A 19,167-nucleotide genomic window follows, 5' to 3' on the forward strand; every position below is an offset into this window, starting at 1 on the left:
GCCCAGCTGGACGCGCTGATCGAGAACCGGCGGACGCAGGGCCTGACCGGGACCGCCCTCGCCTGGGGACCCTGGGACGGCGAGGGGATGGCGGCCGCGCCTCAGGCGCAGGAACTGCTGCGCCGCCGTGGCTTGTTGCCTCTCGACCCCGAGCGTGCCCTGCTCGCCCTCACCCGCGCTCTGGACCTCGGCGACACCACCGTCACCATCGCCGACGTCGACTGGGAACGCTTCGCCCCCACCTTCACCACCAGCCGCCCCAGCCCGCTGCTGGCCGCACTGCCAGAGGCCACCCAGGCGCTCCACGGCTCAGCTCCCGAGGCCTCGGCTGTCGAGGCGACCGTCGGTGCCGCGCTGCGCGACCGTCTCGCCGAGCTGCCCGCCGAGGACCGCGACCGGGAACTGCTGGACCTGGTTCGCAGCCGGGCCGCCGCCGTGCTCGGCCACGCGGATTCGGCCGCCGTCGTTCCCGGCGGGGTCTTCCGCGAGATGGGCTTCGACTCACTGACCGCCGTGGAGCTGCGCAACGCCCTCACCGCCGAGACCGGCGTGCCGCTGCCCTCCACCCTGGTCTTCGACCACCCCACCCCGCTGGCGATCGCCACGCACCTTCGCGAGGAACTCTTCGGCGTCGAGCCCGCGGACCGGACCCCGACCACTGCCCTGGTCGCGGTCGACGACGACCCCGTCGTCATCGTCGGCATGGGCTGTCGGCTCCCTGGCGGCGTGGTCGGTCCCGACCACCTGTGGCGGGTCGTGGCCGGGGGAGAGGACACGGTGTCCGGTTTCCCCGAGGACCGCGGCTGGAACCTGGAAGGCCTGCTCGCCGCCAGCGACACACGATCCGGTGGCTTCCTGCGGGACGCCTCCCGCTTCGACGCGTCGTTCTTCGGGATCAGCCCCCGTGAGGCGCTGGCGATCGATCCGCAGCAGCGGCTGACGTTGGAGACTTCCTGGGAGGCACTGGAACGTTCCGGTATCGCCCCCGCCTCCCTCAAGGGCAGCAGGACCGGCGTCTTCGTCGGCGCGGGCAGCTCCGGCTACGGCGCCGGGCTCCAGGAGATCCCCGAAGGGCTCGGCGGGCACCTGCTGACGGGCGGCGCGGGCAGCGTCGTATCGGGCAGGGTGTCGTACACCCTGGGTCTCGAAGGGCCGGCGGTCACCGTCGACACGGCCTGTTCCTCGTCGCTCGTCGCTCTGCACCTCGCCGTCCAGGCGCTGCGCTCCGGCGAGTGCGACCTCGCGCTCGCGGGCGGGGTCACCGTGATGGCGAACCCCGGCGCCTTCGTGGAGTTCAGCCTGCAGGGCGGGCTGGCGCCCGACGGGCGGTGCAAGGCCTTCTCCGACGACGCCGACGGGACCGGTTGGTCGGAGGGCGTCGGCATGCTGGTCGTCGAGCGGTTGTCCGACGCCCGGCGCAACGGCCACCCCGTGCTGGCCGTCGTACGCGGGTCGGCGGTCAACCAGGACGGTGCGTCGAACGGTCTGACCGCGCCGAACGGGCCGTCGCAGCAGCGCGTGATCCGGCAGGCGCTCGCCGCTGCGGGGCTGAGCCCGCAGGATGTGGACGCGGTGGAGGCGCACGGCACCGGCACCACGCTCGGCGACCCGATCGAGGCGCAGGCGCTCATGGCCACCTACGGCCAGGACCGGCCCGAGGACCGGCCGTTGTGGCTCGGCTCGGTGAAGTCCAATATCGGCCACACCCAGGCCGCCGCAGGTGTCGCGGGCGTCATCAAGATGGTCCTGGCCCTCCGTGAGGGGATCCTCCCGGCGACACTCCACGCCGACGAGCCGTCGTCCCACGTCGACTGGTCGGCCGGTGCCGTACGGCTGTTGAGCGAGCAGGCCGACTGGCCGGAGACGAACCGGCCGCGCCGGGCCGGCGTGTCCGCGTTCGGCGTCTCGGGCACCAACGCGCATGTCGTCATCGAGGAGGCGCCGGAGCCCCAGTCCACCGTGCCCGAGCAGTCCGCAACCTTGGCCGCGACGGCCACGTCGGCCATGGCCGCCCCCGACGGCGCGGTGGTGCCGTGGGTCGTGTCGGCGCGTGGCACCGCCGCCCTGCGCGCCCAGGCCGGACGGCTCCTGGCCCACCTGGAGGAACGGCCGGAGCAGCAACTGTTCGACGTCGCCGACGCGTTGGTGACGACCCGTTCGCCGTTCGAGTACCGGGCCGTGGTGTCCGGCACGGACCGGCAGCGGCTGCTGCGCGCCCTCGCGGCCGTCGCGGCGGGCGACCCGTCGGCCGACGCCGTCACCGGTGACGCGCTGACCGAGGGCCGGACGGCGTTCCTGTTCGCCGGACAAGGCACGCAGCGACCGGGCATGGGCCGCGCGCTCCACGACGCCTTCCCCGTCTACGCCGACGCCTTCGATGCGGTCTGCGCCCAGCTGGACGAACAGCAGGGGCAGCTCGGCCGACGGCTGGGCGAAGTGGTCTTCGGCGACGACGCCGACCTCCTGAACCGTACGGAGTACGCCCAGCCCGCCCTCTTCGCCGTCGAGGTCGCCCTCTACCGCCTCGTGGAGTCCTGGGGCGTACGACCGGACCACCTGCTGGGGCACTCCGTCGGTGAGCTGGCCGCGGCGCACGTCGCCGGAGTGCTGTCGCTGGAGGACGCCTGCCGTCTGGTCGCGGCCCGCGGCCGGCTGATGCAGCAACTGCCGCCCGGCGGGGCGATGGTGGCGATCCAGGCCACCGAGGACGAGGTCCTGCCGCTGCTCGCGGGACGGGAGTCCGAGGCGGGGGTGGCCGCCGTCAACGGACCGCGCTCGGTGGTCGTCGCCGGTGACGAGGACGCGGTGCTGGCCCTGGCCGCGCACTTCGAGGGCGAAGGGCGCAAGACGACACGGCTGCGGGTCAGCCACGCCTTCCACTCGCCCCGTATGGAGCCGATGCTCGCCGACTACCGCGCGGTCGCCGAGAGCATCACGTACGGCCCGCCACGCATCCCGATCGTCTCGAACGTGACCGGGCAGCCGGTCTCCGCCGAGGAACTGGGCTCGGCCGAATACTGGGTGCGCCACGCCCGTCAGGCGGTCCGTTTCGCCGACGGCATCGCCTGGCTGGAGCGGCACGGCGTGACCAACTACCTCGAACTGGGCCCCGACGCGACCCTGACCGCCCTGGCCCAGAGCTGCTGGGACGCCCCCGGGCACCTCGCCGTCCCCGCACTGCGCGACGACCGTCCCGAACAGGCCGTCCTCGTCACCGCGCTGGGTGCGCTGTTCACCCGCGGGGTGCCCGTGGACTGGCCCGCCCATCTCGGCGCGGTGGCCCCGGGCACCCGGCCCGCGGAGCTGCCCACGTACGCCTTCCAGCAGCAGAGCTACTGGCTGGAGGTCCCGGCGGCCGGCGGGGATCCGGCAGGGGTCGGGCTCGTCCCGGTGGACCACCCGCTCCTCGGTGCCGTGGTGCCACCCGCCGCGGGCGGGACCGTCGTGCTCACCGGCCGGCTGTCGGCGCACGCGCAGCCATGGCTCGCCGCCCACCGGATCGCGGGAGCGGTCGTGGTACCGAGCACCGCCTTCCTCGAACTCGCCGTCCGGGCCGGGGCGTACGCCGGTTGCGGTCACGTCCACGAACTCACCCTGGAAGCGCCGCTCGTCCTGCCCGAGCAGGGCGCAGTCCAGCTCCAGCTGCGCATCGAGGAAACGGGCCCCTCCGGAACGCGTGCCCTCGGCGTGTACGCGCGGCTCGACGGCCAGGACGACGACGGAGGTTGGACGCGACACGCCTGTGGCCTGCTGACGGCAACCGAAAGCCCGTACGCCACAGGCGACTTCGATGGGTCCGATCAACTCGATGACTTCGACTTCACGGTCTGGCCGCCCGAAGGGGCGCGGGACATCGACGTGGACGGTGTCTACGACCGGCTCGCCGCCGCCGGACTCGACTACGGACCCGTCTTCCAAGGGCTCAAGTCCGCCTGGAGGCACGGCGAGAACGTGTACGCCGAGGTCGCCCTGCCCGAGGGCACCGAGACCGAGGCCGGACGGTTCGAGCTGCACCCGGCGCTGCTCGACGCGGCCCTGCACCCGCTCGGCCTCGGAGTGTTCGAGGGCCTCGGCGACGGCCGCGTCCTGTTCTCCGTCAACGGCACCTCCCTGCACGCCGCGGGGGCCACCACCCTGCGCGTACGGCTGACCCGGACCGGCCCGGACACCTTGACCCTGGCGGCCGCCGATGCGAACGGCGAGCCCGTCATCGCCGTCGAGTCGCTCCTGCTGCGGCCGGTCGCCGACGAGCGCGCGGCCGTCTCCGCGCCCGTCGCCGGCACCCTGCTGCGCCGGGACTGGGCACCGCTCGACCTCCCCGCGCAGCCGGACCCGGACACCAGCGGCTGGGCCCTCCTGGGTGCCGACCGTTTGGGCCTCGGAGCGACGGCGGGAGGCGCCGACCCGGACACCGCCGACATCGTGATCCTCTCCGCCCCCGACGGTGCGGAGGGCGCCGCAGCCCTGCTGGAACGGTGGGAATCTGCCGAGCACCCCGGCCGCCTGGTCGCCGTCACGCGCGGAGTGGTGGCCGCGGGCACCGGAGCACTCGAGGCCAATGTCGAGGCCGATGTCGAGGCCGACGCAGACGCAGATGCAGATGCAGCTGCCGACACGGTCGCGTTGCGCACGTCGGCCCAGGTCCTCGGTGCCGCCCACCCGGGCCGCGTCGTACGCGTCGACATCGACGGGGCCGACGCCTCCTCGGCGGCCCTGCCTGCCGCGCTCGCCACCGATGAGACCGACCTCGTCATCCGCGACGGATCGGTCAGCGCCGCCCGCCTGGTGCGCGTTCCCGTGTCCTCGCGCACCTCCGCCATCAATGACGCCGACGGCATCGTGCTGGTCACCGGCCCGCTCGCCTCGCAGGTGGCCGAGACGCTGCCCGGCGCGACCGCCGTCGCTGACATCGCCTCCGTGCCGGAGTCGCTCCGGAACGAGGGCCGTCCGGTCGCCGTCGTACACACCGTCGACGGCGAGGAAGACATCGCCGACGCCCTGCGCCTGCACGAACTCACCCTCGACGGTGGCCTGTCCGCGTTCGTCCTGCTGTGCACCGGCGACAGCGGGCCCAGTGTCACCGCTCAGCTCTCCGCCCTCGCCGAGAGCCGGGCGGCGCAGGGGCTCACGTCCCTCGCCCTCGTCCCGCCGTACACCGGAGACGACGGCACGGGCGGCCGTGCACTCACCCCGCTGTCCGTCACCGAGATCGCCGCGCTGCTGCCCCAGGCGCTGGCGAGCGGTCAACCGACCGTGTTCCCCGTCAAGTTGGACACCGCCGCGCTGCGCGGGGCGGGCACTGTGGCGCCCGAGCTGCGCGCCCTCGTCCCCGTGTCGGCCCGGCGTGCCGCGGCCCGTGCGCAGACGGCCGGAAGCCTCGTACGGCGACTGGCCGGCCGCTCCCCGGCCGAGCGCGAGCGCACCCTGCTCGCCACCGTACGGGCCCAGGTCGCGGCCGTCCTCGGCTACGCGGGCCCGGACGAGGTCGAACCCGGACGGTCCTTCTCGGACCTCGGCTTCACCTCGCTCACCGCGGTCGAACTGCGCAACCAGCTCGGCACCGCGCTCGGTGTGACCCTCCCGGCCACCCTCGTCTTCGACCACCCCACCCCGGCCGCGCTCGTCCGCCACCTCGGCGAGGACCTGTTCGGTGAGGACCTGTTCGGCAAGGCGGCGGACGACGCGGCCGTTCTCCGTACCGCCGCCCCCGTGGACGACGAACCCATCGCCGTCGTCGGCATGGCCTGCCGCTACCCCGGTGGTATCCGCAGCCCCGAGGACCTGTGGCAGCTCGTCCTCGCGGGCGGCGACGGTGTCTCCCCGCTGCCCACCGACCGCGACTGGCGCCCGGAGACCCTCTACCACCCCGACCCCGACCACCCCGGCACCGTCTACACGCGGGAGGGCGGCTTCCTTCACGACGCCAGCCAGTTCGATCCGGCGTTCTTCGGGATCTCGCCGCGTGAGGCGCTGGCGATGGACCCCCAGCAGCGTCTGCTGCTGGAGACCTCCTGGGAGGCGCTGGAACGCGCCGGTATCGACCCGGTGTCCGCGCGCGGCAGCAGCACCGGAGTCTTCGCGGGTGTCACCTACCAGGACTACCCCATGATCCTGGCCGCGTCGGACGACAACTTCGAGGGCTACGTCGGCACCGGCAACTCGCCCAGTGTGCTGTCCGGACGCGTCTCGTACGCCCTCGGTCTGGAGGGCCCGGCCGTCTCCGTCGACACCGCCTGTTCCTCCAGCCTGGTGGCCCTGCACCTCGCCGCGCAGGCCCTGCGGCAGGGCGAGTGCGACCTCGCCCTCGCCGGCGGTGTCACCGTCATGTCCACCCCCGGCTCGCTCATCGAGTTCAGCCGGCAGCGGGCGCTCGCCGAGGACGGCCGGTGCAAGCCCTTCTCGGCGGACGCCGACGGTGCCAGTTGGGCGGAGGGCGTCGGCATGATCGCCGTCGAACGGCTGTCCGACGCTCGCCGCAACGGCCACCCCGTACTGGCCGTGCTGCGCGGCAGCGCGCTCAACCAGGACGGCGCGTCCAACGGCCTGACCGCCCCCAACGGGCCCTCCCAGCAGCGGGTGATCCGGCAGGCGCTGGCCGCCGCCGGTCTCGGCCCGCAGGATGTGGACGCGGTGGAGGCGCACGGTACGGGGACGACGCTGGGCGATCCGATCGAGGCACAGGCGCTCATCGCGACCTATGGCCAGGACCGGCCCGAGGACCGGCCGTTGTGGCTCGGCTCCCTGAAGTCCAACATCGGCCACAGCCAGGCCGCCGCCGGGGTCGGGGGTGTCATCAAGATGGTCATGGCCCTCCGGGAAGGGGCGCTCCCACCGACCCTCCACGCCAAGACGCCCACCCCGTACGTCGACTGGAGCGCGGGCGACGTACGCCTGCTGACCGAGCGGACGGACTGGCCCGAGACCGGTCGTCCGCGCCGGGCCGGCGTGTCCTCCTTCGGCATGAGCGGCACCAACGCCCACGTCATCGTCGAACAGGCACCGGAACCCACCCCGGCAGCCGCCCCTGCGACAAAGGAGGCGCTGCCCGCCGTACGCGTGTTGCCCGCCGTGCCCGTCATCCTCTCCGGCCGCTCCGGGGCGGCACTGCGCGACCAGGCCGCCCGGCTGCGCGCCCACCTGCTCCGCCACCCGGGAGCGGACCTCACCGACGTCGCCTACTCCCTGGCCACCACCCGTTCCGCCTTCGAGCACCGCGCGGCCTTCCTGACCACGGGCCGCGACGGCCTCGACGGCCTCGACGAGACGTTGCGCGCCCTCGCCGACGGCGACCCCTCCGCCGGACCGGGCCTGCTCACCGGCACCGCCCGCACCACCTCCACCGCCGCGCCCGTGCTGGTCTTTCCCGGTCAGGGTGCCCAGTGGGCCGGGATGGCGCGCCGACTGCTCGCCGAATCGCGGGTGTTCGCCGACCACGTCGCCGCGTGCGAAGCCGCCCTCGCCCCCTACGTCGACTGGTCCCTGACCGCCGTCCTGCGCGGCGACGAGGACGCCGCCGACCTCGAACGCGTGGACGTCGTACAGCCCGCGCTGTGGGCCGTGATGGTCTCCCTGGCCGGTCTGTGGCGCTCCCTCGGGGTCGAACCGGCCGCCGTGGTGGGCCACTCACAGGGCGAGATCGCCGCCGCCTGCGTCGCGGGCGCCCTGTCCCTCGACGACGGCGCGCGGGTCGTGGCGCTGCGCAGCCGGGCCATCACCGGCATCGCCGGCACCGGCGGCATGATGTCCGTGCCGCTCGCCGCCGACGAGGTCCGCGAACGGATCGGCGTCCCCGGCAGCTCCTGGGCCGACCGCCTTGCCGTCGCCGCCGTCAACGGACCCACGTCCGTCGTCGTATCCGGTGACGCGGCCGCCCTCGACGAACTCTTCACCGCTCTCACCGAGGACGGCGTACGGGCCCGCAAGGTCCCCGTCGACTACGGCTCGCACTCCCCGCAGGTCGAGCCGATTCGCGAAAGTGTCCTGGAAGCGCTGGCCGGGATGCAGCCCCGCGAGAGCGAGATCCCGTTCCGCTCCTCCGTCACCGGCCAGTGGCAGGACACCACCGGACTCGACCCCGAGTACTGGTACACCAACCTGCGCGAGACCGTACGGTTCGAGGAGGCCGTGCGCGGACTGGTCGCCGAAGGGCACCACTCCTTCATCGAGGTCGGCCCGCACCCCGTGCTGGCCGTCGGGCTGCAGGAGACCCTCGACTCCATGGACGTCGACGGCGCCGTGCTCGGCTCGCTCCGCCGCGACCAGGGCGGACTGGAGCAGTTCCTCACTTCCGTCGCCGACGCCCACGTCCATGGCGTCACCGTCGACTGGGGCGCCGTCTTCGCCGGTACCGGCGCACGCCGGACGGACCTGCCCACCTACCCCTTCCAGCACCAGCGTTACTGGCCGACCGTCCGCGAGTCCGCCGCGGCCGACGCCGCCGCGAGCGGCGCGCTCACCGCGGACTCGGTCGAGGCCCGCTTCTGGGAGACGGTCGAACAGGAGGACCTGGAGGCCCTCACCGGGGCACTCGACCTCCCCGGCGACACCCCGCTCAGCGCCTTCCTGCCCGCCCTCTCGACCTGGCGCCGCACCAGCCGGGAACGCTCCACCACCGAGGCCTGGCGCTACGCCGTCTCCTGGACGCCGCTGACCCGATACGGCGCCGCCGGAGCGCTCTCCGGAACCTGGATCGTGCTCGCCCCCGCCGACGCGGGCGAGCACGACGCCCTGGTCGCGGCGGCCTGCCGCGCCCTGGAGAGCGGCGGCGCCCGCGACACCCGCCTCATCACCCTCCCCGACGGCCCCACGGATCGCGACCGGCTGGCCGAACTGCTCCGCATCGCCCTCGCGGACGGCGTGGAAGGCGCAGATGGCGTGGAAGGTGCGGACGGCACGGAGGGCACGGAGGGCGCGGACGGCACGAAGGGCCAGGGCCCGGGTGTCTCGGGCGTCCTCTCCCTGCTCGCCCTCGACGAGCGGGCCCACCCCGACCACCCGGCCGTACCGCTCGGCCTCGCCGGCACCCTCGCCCTCGTCCAGGCCCTCGGCGACACCGGGATCGACGCACCCCTGTGGTGCGCCACCCGGGGCGCCGTCGGTGTCGGCGGGGCGGAGAGCGTCACCAGTCCTGCCCAAGCCCTCGTCTGGGGCATGGGCCGGGTGGCGGCCCTCGAGCACTCCGAGCGCTGGGGCGGCCTGGTGGACCTGCCCGCGGTCCTCGACGGCAGGGCGGGCACCCGGCTGTGCGCCGCGCTCGCCGGTTCCAGCGGTTCCAGCGGCTCCGGTGGCTCCGGCGGCTCAGGCAGCTCCAGTGGCTCCGGCGGGGAGGACCAGCTCGCCATCCGCGCCTCCGGAACCTTCGGCCGCCGCCTGGTCCACGCCGCCCGGCCCCCCGCGGACCTCGAGACCTGGCGTCCGCGCGGCACCGTCCTCGTCACCGGCGGCACCGGCGCCCTCGGCGGACACCTCGCCCGCTGGCTCGCCGAACGCGGCGCCGGACACCTCCTCCTCGCAAGTCGCCGGGGCGCCGACGCCCCCGGCGCCCGTGAACTGGAGGCCGAACTCACCGAACTCGGCGTCCAAGTGACCCTCGCCGCCTGCGACATCGCCGACCGGGACGCCCTGCGCGCCCTGCTGGACTCGATCCCCGCCGACCGGCCCCTGGACGCCGTGTTCCACGCCGCCGGATCGCTCGACGACGGCGTCATCGACTCCCTCACCCCGGGCCGTATGGACCCGATCCTGCGCGGCAAGGCCACCGCGGCGCTCAACCTCCACGAGCTGACCCGCGAACTGTGCCCGGACCTCTCGGCGTTCGTCCTGTTCTCCTCCACCGCGGGCGTCATCAGCGGCGCCGGCCTCGGCAACTACGCCCCCGGCAACGCGTTCCTCGACGCCCTCGCCCAGCAGCGGCACTTCGAGGGCCTGCCGGCCACCGCCGTGGCCTGGGGCCTGTGGGCCGAGGGCGGCATGGTGGGCGCCGACGACACGGCGGCCGAGCGCATGCGCCGCTACGGCGTCCACCCCATGGACCCCAGGCTCGCCTGCGACGCCCTCGGCCGCGCCGTCGACGGCGATGACACCGCCGTCGTCGTCACCGACATCGCCTGGGACACCTACGCGCTCGCGTTCACCGGACCGCGGCCCAGCACCCTTCTCGACGAACTGCCGGAGGCCCGGCGCGCGTTGGAGACGGCCCGCGAGTCGGCGACCGCCGGCGGTACGGGCGGGGACTCCTCCTCGCTCGGCGCCCGACTGGCCGAACTTCCCGCCCACGAACGCCCCGGCGCCGTCCTGGACGTCGTCCGCTCGTACGTCGCGAACGTCCTCGGCCATCCGTCGTCCGAAGCCGTCGAACCCGGACGACCCTTCAGCGACCTGGGCATCGACTCCCTCAGCGCCGTCGAACTCCGCAACGGAATGAACAAGATCACCGGGCTGCGGCTGCCGAGCACCCTGGTCTTCGACCACCCCACCTGCTCGGACCTCGCGACCTTCCTTCTCTCCGAACTCTCCGAACTCTCGGAACTCTCGGACACCCAGTCGGATCGGCAGACCGCGCCCGGAGCCGTCCCCGCGCGGCCCCGGCCGACCGACGACGAGCCGATCGCCATCGTCGCCATGGCCTGCCGCTTCCCCGGAGACGTCCACACCCCGGAACAGCTTTGGGACATGCTGGCCGGTGGCGAGGAGGGGCTGGTGCCGTTCCCGGAGGATCGGGGGTGGGATCTGGATGCGTTGTACGACCCGGAGCCGGGCAAGGCGGGGACGGTGTATACGCGCAGGGGTGGCTTCCTTTCGGGGGCGAGTGGTTTCGATCCGGGGTTCTTCAATATTTCGCCGCGTGAGGCGGTGGCGATGGATCCGCAGCAGCGGTTGTTGCTGGAGATCTCGTGGGAGGCGTTCGAGCGGGCGGGGATCGATCCGGAGAGGCTGCGGGGCAGCCGTACCGGGGTCTTCGCCGGAACCAACGGCCAGGACTACACCGGCATGCTCGCCGCGTCCGGGGAGGACTTCGAGGGGTACATGCTGACGGGCAACGCCGCCAGCGTCGTATCCGGCCGTCTCTCGTACACCTTCGGTCTGGAAGGTCCCGCCGTGACGGTGGACACGGCGTGTTCGGCGTCGTTGGTGGCGCTGCACCTGGCGGTGCAGTCGCTGCGGGCGGGGGAGTGCGATCTCGCCCTCGCGGGCGGACTCACCGTCATGGCCTCTCCCGGCCTGTTCGTGGACTTCAGCCGGCAGCGGGGTCTGGCGGCCGATGGCCGGTGCAAGGCGTTCGCGGACGCGGCGGACGGGACCGGGTTCTCCGAGGGCGGCGGGATGCTGCTGGTGGAGCGGTTGTCGGATGCGCGCAGGAACGGCCATCGGGTGCTGGCCGTGGTGCGCGGCTCGGCGGTGAACCAGGACGGTGCGTCGAACGGGTTGAGTGCGCCGAACGGCCCGTCGCAGCAGCGGGTGATCCGGGCGGCGCTGGCCAGCGCCGGAGTGAGCCCGCTGGATGTGGATGCGGTGGAGGCGCACGGTACGGGCACGACGCTGGGCGATCCGATCGAGGCACAGGCGCTGATCGCCACCTATGGGCAGAACCGGTCCGAGGGCCACCCCCTGTGGCTCGGCTCCGTGAAGTCCAACATCGGTCACACCCAGGCGGGTGCGGGTGTGGCGGGTGTGATGAAGATGGTGCTGGCGATGCGGCACGGGGTGCTGCCCGCCACGCTCCATGTGGATGAGCCGTCCTCACATGTCGATTGGGAGGCGGGCGAGGTCCGGCTGCTGACCGGGCCGGTCGCGTGGCCGGAGACGGACCGGCCGCGCCGGGCGGGTGTGTCCTCGTTCGGGATCAGCGGCACCAACGCGCACCTGATCCTCGAAGCCGTCCCCGGGGAAGCCGTACGTGACGCAGACGTACCCCAGGCAGACGTACCTGAGGACGACACCGAACCGACAGAGCCCGAGGCACGGCCGACCGGTGAGGTGCCGTGGGTCGTCACCGCGCGCAGCCGCCCCGCTCTGGGCGCGCAGGCCGACCAGATACTGGCCCGGCTACAGGCGCATCCGGAGCTCGAACCGGTCGACGTGGGCTGGTCGTTGGCGTCGACGCGGGCGGTGTTCGAGCACCGTGCCGTGGTGCTCGGCGAGGACCGGGAGACTTTGATCGCCGGTCTGGAGGCGCTGGCCGCCGGGGAATCGGCAGCTGGTCTGGTCACCGGCACGGCCCGGGGCGAGGGCAAGACGGCGTTCTTGTTCTCGGGGCAAGGTTCCCAACGCCTCGGTATGGGGCGCGAGTTGTACGAGGTGTTCCCTGTTTTCGCTGACGTGTTTGACGCGGTGTGCGCCCACGTCGACGGGCTTCGGGACGTGGTCTTCGGTGCGGATGCGGAGGTGTTGGATCGTACGGAGTGGGCGCAGCCTGCGTTGTTCGCGGTGGAGGTGGCGCTGTTCCGGCTGCTGGAGTCGTGGGGGGTGCGGCCGGACTTCGTGGTCGGGCACTCCATCGGCGAACTTGCTGCGGCCCATGTGGCGGGTGTGTTCTCGCTGGAGGATGCCTGCGCTCTTGTGGGGGCGCGGGGTCGGCTGATGCAGCAACTGCCCGGTGGCGGTGCCATGTTCGCGGTGGAGGCGTCCGAGGACGAGGTCGCGGCGCTGCTGGAGGGCCGGGAGGCCGAAGCGTCGGTCGCGGCGGTCAACGGTCCGCGGTCGGTGGTGATCGCCGGCGCCGAGGAGGTCGTGGCGCAGGTCGCGAAGGAGTTCGCCGAGCAGGGGCGCCGCACGTCTCGTCTGCGGGTGAGTCACGCGTTCCACTCGCCACTGATGGAGCCGATGCTGGAGGACTTCCGTACGGTCGCTGAAGGCGTCACCTACCACTCGCCCCGGATGGCGGTGGTCTCGAACGTCTCCGGACAGGCCGCAGGTGCCGGGGAGTTGGAGTCGGCGGACTACTGGGTACGGCATGTGCGTCAGGCGGTTCGTTTCGCCGACGGCGTGTCGTGGCTGGCCGAGCGCGGGGTGAGCCGGTTCGTGGAGCTGGGCCCGGACGGCACGTTGACCGCCATGGCCCAGACCTGTCTCGCCGACGACGGTGCCGACTCGCTGTTCGTGTCCGCCCTGCGCAAGGACCGTGACGAACGAGGCGCGCTTCTCACCGCTCTCGCCCAGGCGTTCGCGCAGAACGTCGACGTCGACTGGGCTCGTGTCTACGACGGGACCGGGGCCGAGCACATCGACCTGCCGACGTACGCGTTCCAGCGCCGGCGCTTCTGGCCCCGGCCGCCCGTCCTGGCCGGTGACGTGGCTTCGGTGGGGCTCGGCTCCGCCGGGCACCCGCTGCTGGGCGCGGCCGTGGAGCTGGCCGGAGGCGACCAGTACCTCTTCACCGGCCGGCTGTCCCTGCGCAGTCACCCCTGGCTGGCCGACCACGCGCTGACCAGCACCGCCCTCTTCCCCGGCACGGGCTTCCTGGAGCTGGCCCTGCACGCGGCCGACCAGGTGGGCTGCGAGCGGGTGGAGGAGCTGACGATCCTGGCCCCGTTGCCGCTGCCCGAGCGTGGTGCCGTACGGATACAGCTGCACGTGGACGCGCCCGACGCGTCAGGTGCCCGCGCCGTGACCGTGCATGGCCGGCCCGAGGACGGGCCCGATGACCAGCCTTGGGCGCTGCACGCCAGTGGTCTGCTGACCCGGGGCGGCGGGGCTGGGACCGGTGCTGGGGCTGGGTCTGAGGCCGGGGCGACCGACCTGCCGTACGACTTCACTGCCTGGCCGCCGGCCGAGGCCGTGGAGATACCGCTGGACGGCTTCTACGAACGCTTCGCCGAGCGCGGCCATGTGTACGGGCCGCTGTTCCAGGGGCTGAAGTCGGCGTGGCTGCGCGGGGACGAGGTGTTCGCCGAGGTCGCGCTGCCCGGGGAGGCCGAGCCGGCCGCCGGGGCGTTCGGTCTGCACCCGGCGCTCCTCGACGCGGCCCTGCACGCGGTCATGTTCGTGCCGATGGAGGACGCGGGCCGGCTGCCGTTCTCGTGGAACGGAGTGCGTCTCGACGCGGTGGGCGCCGGTGCGCTGCGGATCCGTATGGTCCAGGAGGGACCGGAGTCCGTCAGCCTGGCGCTCGCGGACGCGGCCGGGCGGCCGGTGGCCTCGATCGGCTCCCTGACGCTGCGGGAACTCCCCGGCGACATCGCCGGTTCGACCGTCGGCTCGGCCCGGCACGAAGGGCTCCACGAACTGGAGTGGACCCCGGTGACCCCCACCCCCGAACCCCCGCTGCCGGCGGACACCGTGCCGGCGGACACCGACTGGGCCGTCGTGGGAAGCGAGCCGGAGGCCGTGGGCTTCCGCGCCGGGACCTACCCCGACCTGGACGCGCTCGCCGGCTCCGGTGCCCCGGTCCCCGACACCGTGCTGTTCACGATGGCCTCCCCCCAGGTCACCACGGCCTCCGCCGCTCCCGGCGATCTGGCCGACGCCGCCCGCGCCACGGTGCACGAGGCACTGGGCCTCGTCCAGCGCTGGCTGGAGGAGCCGCGCTTCGCCCATGCGCGGCTGGCCGTCGTCACCCGGGACGCGATGCGCGTCGCGGACCGGGCGGTGGACCCCGCCCAGGCGGCCGTGTGGGGCCTGGTGCGGGCGGCGCGTTCCGAGAACCCGGGCCGCTTCGTTCTCGTCGACCTCGACGGCGCCCCCGAGTCGGTCGCCGCCCTGCCCGCCGCTCTCGCTTCCGGCGAACTCGAACTCGCCGTACGCGAAGGCGTGGTGAGCGCAGCGAGGATCGCCCCGCTCGCCGCCGACCGGGCCCTGCCCGTGCCCGTGGACACCGTCGCCTGGCGGCTCGGCGTCGAGGAGAAGGGCACTCTGGAGAGCCTCCGACTCGTCGAGTGCCCCGAAGCCGCACAGCCCCTCGCCCCGCGTGAGGTGCGGATCGCCGTACGGGCCGCGGGCGTCAACTTCCGCGACGTGCTCACCGCGTTGGGCATGTATCCCGGGGACGCCACGGCCATCGGCCTGGAGGGAGCCGGCGTCGTCACCGAAGTCGGGTCCGAGGTGACCGGGGTCGGCCCGGGCGACCGCGTGATGGGCATGTTCTCCGGCGCCTTCGGGCCGCTGGCCGTGGCGGACGAGCGCATGGTCGTACGGATCCCGCGCGGCTGGTCCTTCGCCGAGGCGGCGACCGTGCCGATCGGCTACCTGACCGCGTACTACGGGCTGGTCGACCTCGGCGGGCTGTGCCCCGGCCAGTCGGTACTGGTCCACGCCGCCGCGGGCGGCGTCGGCACGGCGGCCGTGCAACTCGCCCGGCACCTGGGCGCCGAGGTCTTCGGCACCGCGTCGCCCGGCAAGTGGGACGCGCTGCGCGCCGCCGGGCTCGACGACGCGCACATCGCCTCCTCCCGTGACCTGACGTTCGAGAAGGCGTTCCTGGACGTCACCGGCGGGCGGGGCGTGGACGTCGTACTCGACTCACTGGCACGGGAGTTCGTGGACGCGTCCCTGCGACTGCTGCCGCGTGGCGGCTCGTTCCTGGAGATGGGCAAGACCGACGTGCGGAACCCGCGGCAGGTGGCCGTGGACCATCCGGGCGTCGGCTACCAGGCCTTCGACCTGATCGAGGCCGGGCCGGACCGGATCGGCGAGATCCTCGCCGAGCTGGTGGCTCTCTTCGAGAAGGGTGTGCTCAGGCCGCTGCCCATGGCCGTGTGGGACGTGCGCCGGGCTCCCGAGGCGTTCCGCCACCTGAGCCAGGCGCGGCACATCGGCAAGGTGGTGCTCACCGTGCCCGCCGTGCTCGACCCGGACGGCACGGTCCTGCTGACCGGCGGCACCGGAGGACTGGGGCGGCTGACGGCTCGTCACCTGGTGGCCGAGCACGGCGTACGCCACCTGGTGGTGACCAGTCGGCGCGGCGAAGACGCACCCGGCGCGGCCGAACTGCGTGACGAACTCACCTCCCTGGGCGCCGAGTTGTCCATCGTCGCCTGCGACGCGGCGGACCGCACCGCCCTGGCCGCCCTGCTCGACGGCCTGCCCGCCGAGCACCCGCTGACGGCCGTCGTGCACACCGCCGGAGTCCTCGCGGACGGCGTGGTCACCTCGATGACATCCGAGCAGGCCGACCGGGCACTGCGGCCGAAGGCGGACGCTGTGGTCAACCTGCACGAGCTGACCCGGGACATGGACCTGGCCCGGTTCGTCGTGTACTCCTCGGTCGCCGGCACGTTCGGCGGGGCGGGCCAGGCCAACTACTCGGCCGCCAACGCCTTCCTCGACGCGCTCGCCCAGCACCGGCACGACCTCGGTCTGCCGGCCGTGTCCCTCGCCTGGGGCACCTGGCTGCCCGACGCGGGCATGACCGGAACGCTGACGGAGGCCGACCGCAGCCGGCACGCACGTACCGGCATGGTGCCGCTGGGCGCCGAGAAGGGCATGCGCCTGCTCGACGCCGGCACGGACTCCGACCGCGCGGTCCTGCTGCCGATGGACCTCGACGCCGCGGCCCTGCGGGAGCACGCCGACATCCTGCCGCCGCTGCTGCGCGGCATGGTCCGCAGGCCCGCGCGACGCCGCGTCGATGCCGCCGCACCCGGAACCGGTCCCGGTACCGGCACCGGAATCGGCGGTGGCCCGGACACGCTCACGCTCACGCTCGCCGAGCGGCTGGCCGGACTGTCCGTGCCCGACCGCGAGCAGTTGCTGCTCGACATGGTCGGCGAACAGGCCGCCGCGGTCCTCGGACACGCCTCGGCCGGTGACGTCGAGCCCGATCAGACCTTCAAGGAGCTCGGCTTCGACTCGCTCACCGCGGTCGAACTGCGCAACCGCCTCGGCGCCGTCACCGGGCTGCGCCTGCCGGCCACCCTGGTGTTCGACTACCCGACTCCCGCGGCCCAGGTCGGGTACCTGCTGGCCGAGTTGGACCTGCCCGACGCCCCCGGCGGTGCCGAGGCCCTGCTCGACGAGATGGACCGGCTCGAGGCCGCGCTCAGCGGCGCCGATGTGGACGACGAGAAGGACCGCTCCCGGATCACCGCCCGCCTGCGGGCGCTGCTGGGCGCCTGGAGCGGGGAGCCGGTGGCGGCAGCCGGCGCGCCCGCCGGTCCCGCCGATCCCTTGGGCCCCGCCGGTCCCGTGGGCACTGCCGAGCCGCAGGACGCGGAACTGGAATCGGTCGAGACGGCGAGCGAGCTGTTCGACCTCATCGACAAGGAGTTGGGCGCCCCGTGACCCGCGACCACCGCGGGCCGACCGACCCGCAGGCCCTTGACGCGCAGGCCCTCGATGCGCGGGCCCCCGATCTGCCCACCCTGCCCACCCCGCCCGGCCCGGTACAAGGAAGTGACACGCGTGGCTGACGACGACAAGTACGTGGAGTACCTCAAGCGGGTGACCGCTGAACTGCGGCAGACCCGCCGTCAGCTCAGCGAGGCCGAGGACAAGGACCGGGAGCCCATCGCGATCGTCGCGATGAGCTGCCGGTTCCCCGGCGGGGTCGCCTCCCCCGAGGACCTGTGGCGGCTCGTCGACGAAGGCGGCGACGCCATCGGTCACTTCCCCCGGGACCGGGGCTGGGACATCGAGGACCGCTTCGATCCCGACCCCGACAAGCCGGGCACCTTCTACGCCCGCGAGGGCGGATTCCTGCACGACGCCAGCGAGTTCGACGCCGCCTTCTTCGGCATGAGCCCCCGCGAGGCGCTGGCCACCGACCCGCAGCAGCGGCTCCTCCTCGAAACGTCCTGGGAGACCTTCGAGCGGGCCGGTATCCGCCCCGCCACCGTGCGCGGCAGCGCCACCGGCGTCTTCGTCGGCGCGGCGACCTCCGGCTACGGGGTGGGCCCGGTGGAGGTGCCCGAGGACGTCCACGGACTCATGCTCGCGGGCAACGCCACCTCGGTCGCCTCCGGCCGTATCTCCTACGTCCTCGGCCTGGAGGGGCCCACGGTCACCGTGGACACGGCCTGCTCCTCGTCGCTGGTCTCCCTGCACATGGCGGTACGGGCGCTCAGGTCGCGGGAGTGCGACCTCGCGCTCGCCGGCGGCGTCGCCGTCATGGCGACCCCCGGGCTGCTCTTCGAGTTCAGCCGGCAGCGGGGGCTCGCCCCCGACGGACGGTGCAAGGCGTTCTCCGACGACGCCGACGGCACCGGCTGGTCCGAGGGCGTGGGCATGCTGCTCGTGGAGCGGCTCTCCGACGCGCGCCGCAACGGCCACCCCGTACTCGCCGTCGTCCGCGGCAGCGCCATCAACTCCGACGGCGCCAGCAACGGACTCACCGCGCCCAACGGCCCCTCGCAACAACGGGTGATCGAACAGGCGCTGGCCGGCGCCGGCCTCGGCGCCGGGGACGTCGACGCGGTGGACGCGCACGGGACCGGTACCTCGCTCGGCGACCCGATCGAGGCTCAGGCGCTGCTGGCGACGTACGGGCGCGCCCGTGAGGCGGACCGCCCCCTGCTGCTCGGCTCGCTCAAGTCCAACCTGGGGCACACCCAGGCGGCGGCCGGTGTCGCCAGCGTCATCAAGATGGTCATGGCGCTCCGGCACGGCCGGCTGCCCCGCACGCTCCACGTCGGCGAGCCGTCCTCGCACGTGGACTGGTCGGCCGGGCACGTACGGCTGCTGACCGAGCCCACCGACTGGCCGGACACCGGGGACCGCCCGCGCCGTGCCGCGGTGTCGTCCTTCGGGATCAGCGGCACCAACGCCCACACGATTTTGGAACAGGCTCCGGCCGACGAGCCGGCCAGCGAAACGGCCGGCGAAACGACCGGCGAAACGGCCGCCGGCGCCGTGTCCGGGACGGCTGCCTCGGTCGGTTCCGCCACGCCTGGAACGGGCGCCGCCCCGACCGGTTCCGTCGCGCCCCGCACAGCCGCGGAACCGTCGGCGCCCCGTCCACCGCTGCCGGTCGTGCCGTGGATCCTCTCCGCTCGCGGCGAGGCCGCGCTGCGCGGCCAGGCCGCGCGCCTGGGGGAGTGGGCGGCGGACGGCGGCACCGTGGCAGCACCGCTCGACATCGCCCACGCGCTCGTCACCGCCCGGCAGACCTTCGAGCACCGGGCCGTGGTCCTGGCCGAGGACCGCGCCGCCGCACTGCGCACCCTCGCCGCGCTCGCGGAGGAGGCCGGGGACGCCGGGCCCGGCGCCGGCGCCGTCACCGGGCGCGCGCTGCGC

At 73.7% G+C, this 19,167-nt stretch carries 3 protein-coding genes; all 3 read left to right on the top strand.

Translation table 11 applies throughout. The annotated features are described in order from the left end of the window. A partial coding sequence (locus FGD71_RS00545; RefSeq protein WP_240436317.1) for a type I polyketide synthase occupies window positions 1–17,217 on the top strand: 17,217 nt, incomplete at its 5' end. After that, a complete protein-coding gene (locus FGD71_RS49565; protein WP_276147110.1) occupies window positions 17,214–17,345 on the top strand; it encodes a hypothetical protein in 132 nt (43 codons plus the stop codon). The genes FGD71_RS00545 and FGD71_RS49565, both read left to right, overlap by 4 nt. Then, on the top strand, window positions 17,338–19,167 hold a 1,830-nt coding region (locus tag FGD71_RS00550; protein ID WP_181359090.1), incomplete at its 3' end, for a type I polyketide synthase. The genes FGD71_RS49565 and FGD71_RS00550, both read left to right, overlap by 8 nt.

The organism is Streptomyces sporangiiformans (assembly GCF_005768555.2).
Classification (GTDB): Bacteria; Actinomycetota; Actinomycetes; order Streptomycetales; family Streptomycetaceae; genus Streptomyces; species Streptomyces sporangiiformans.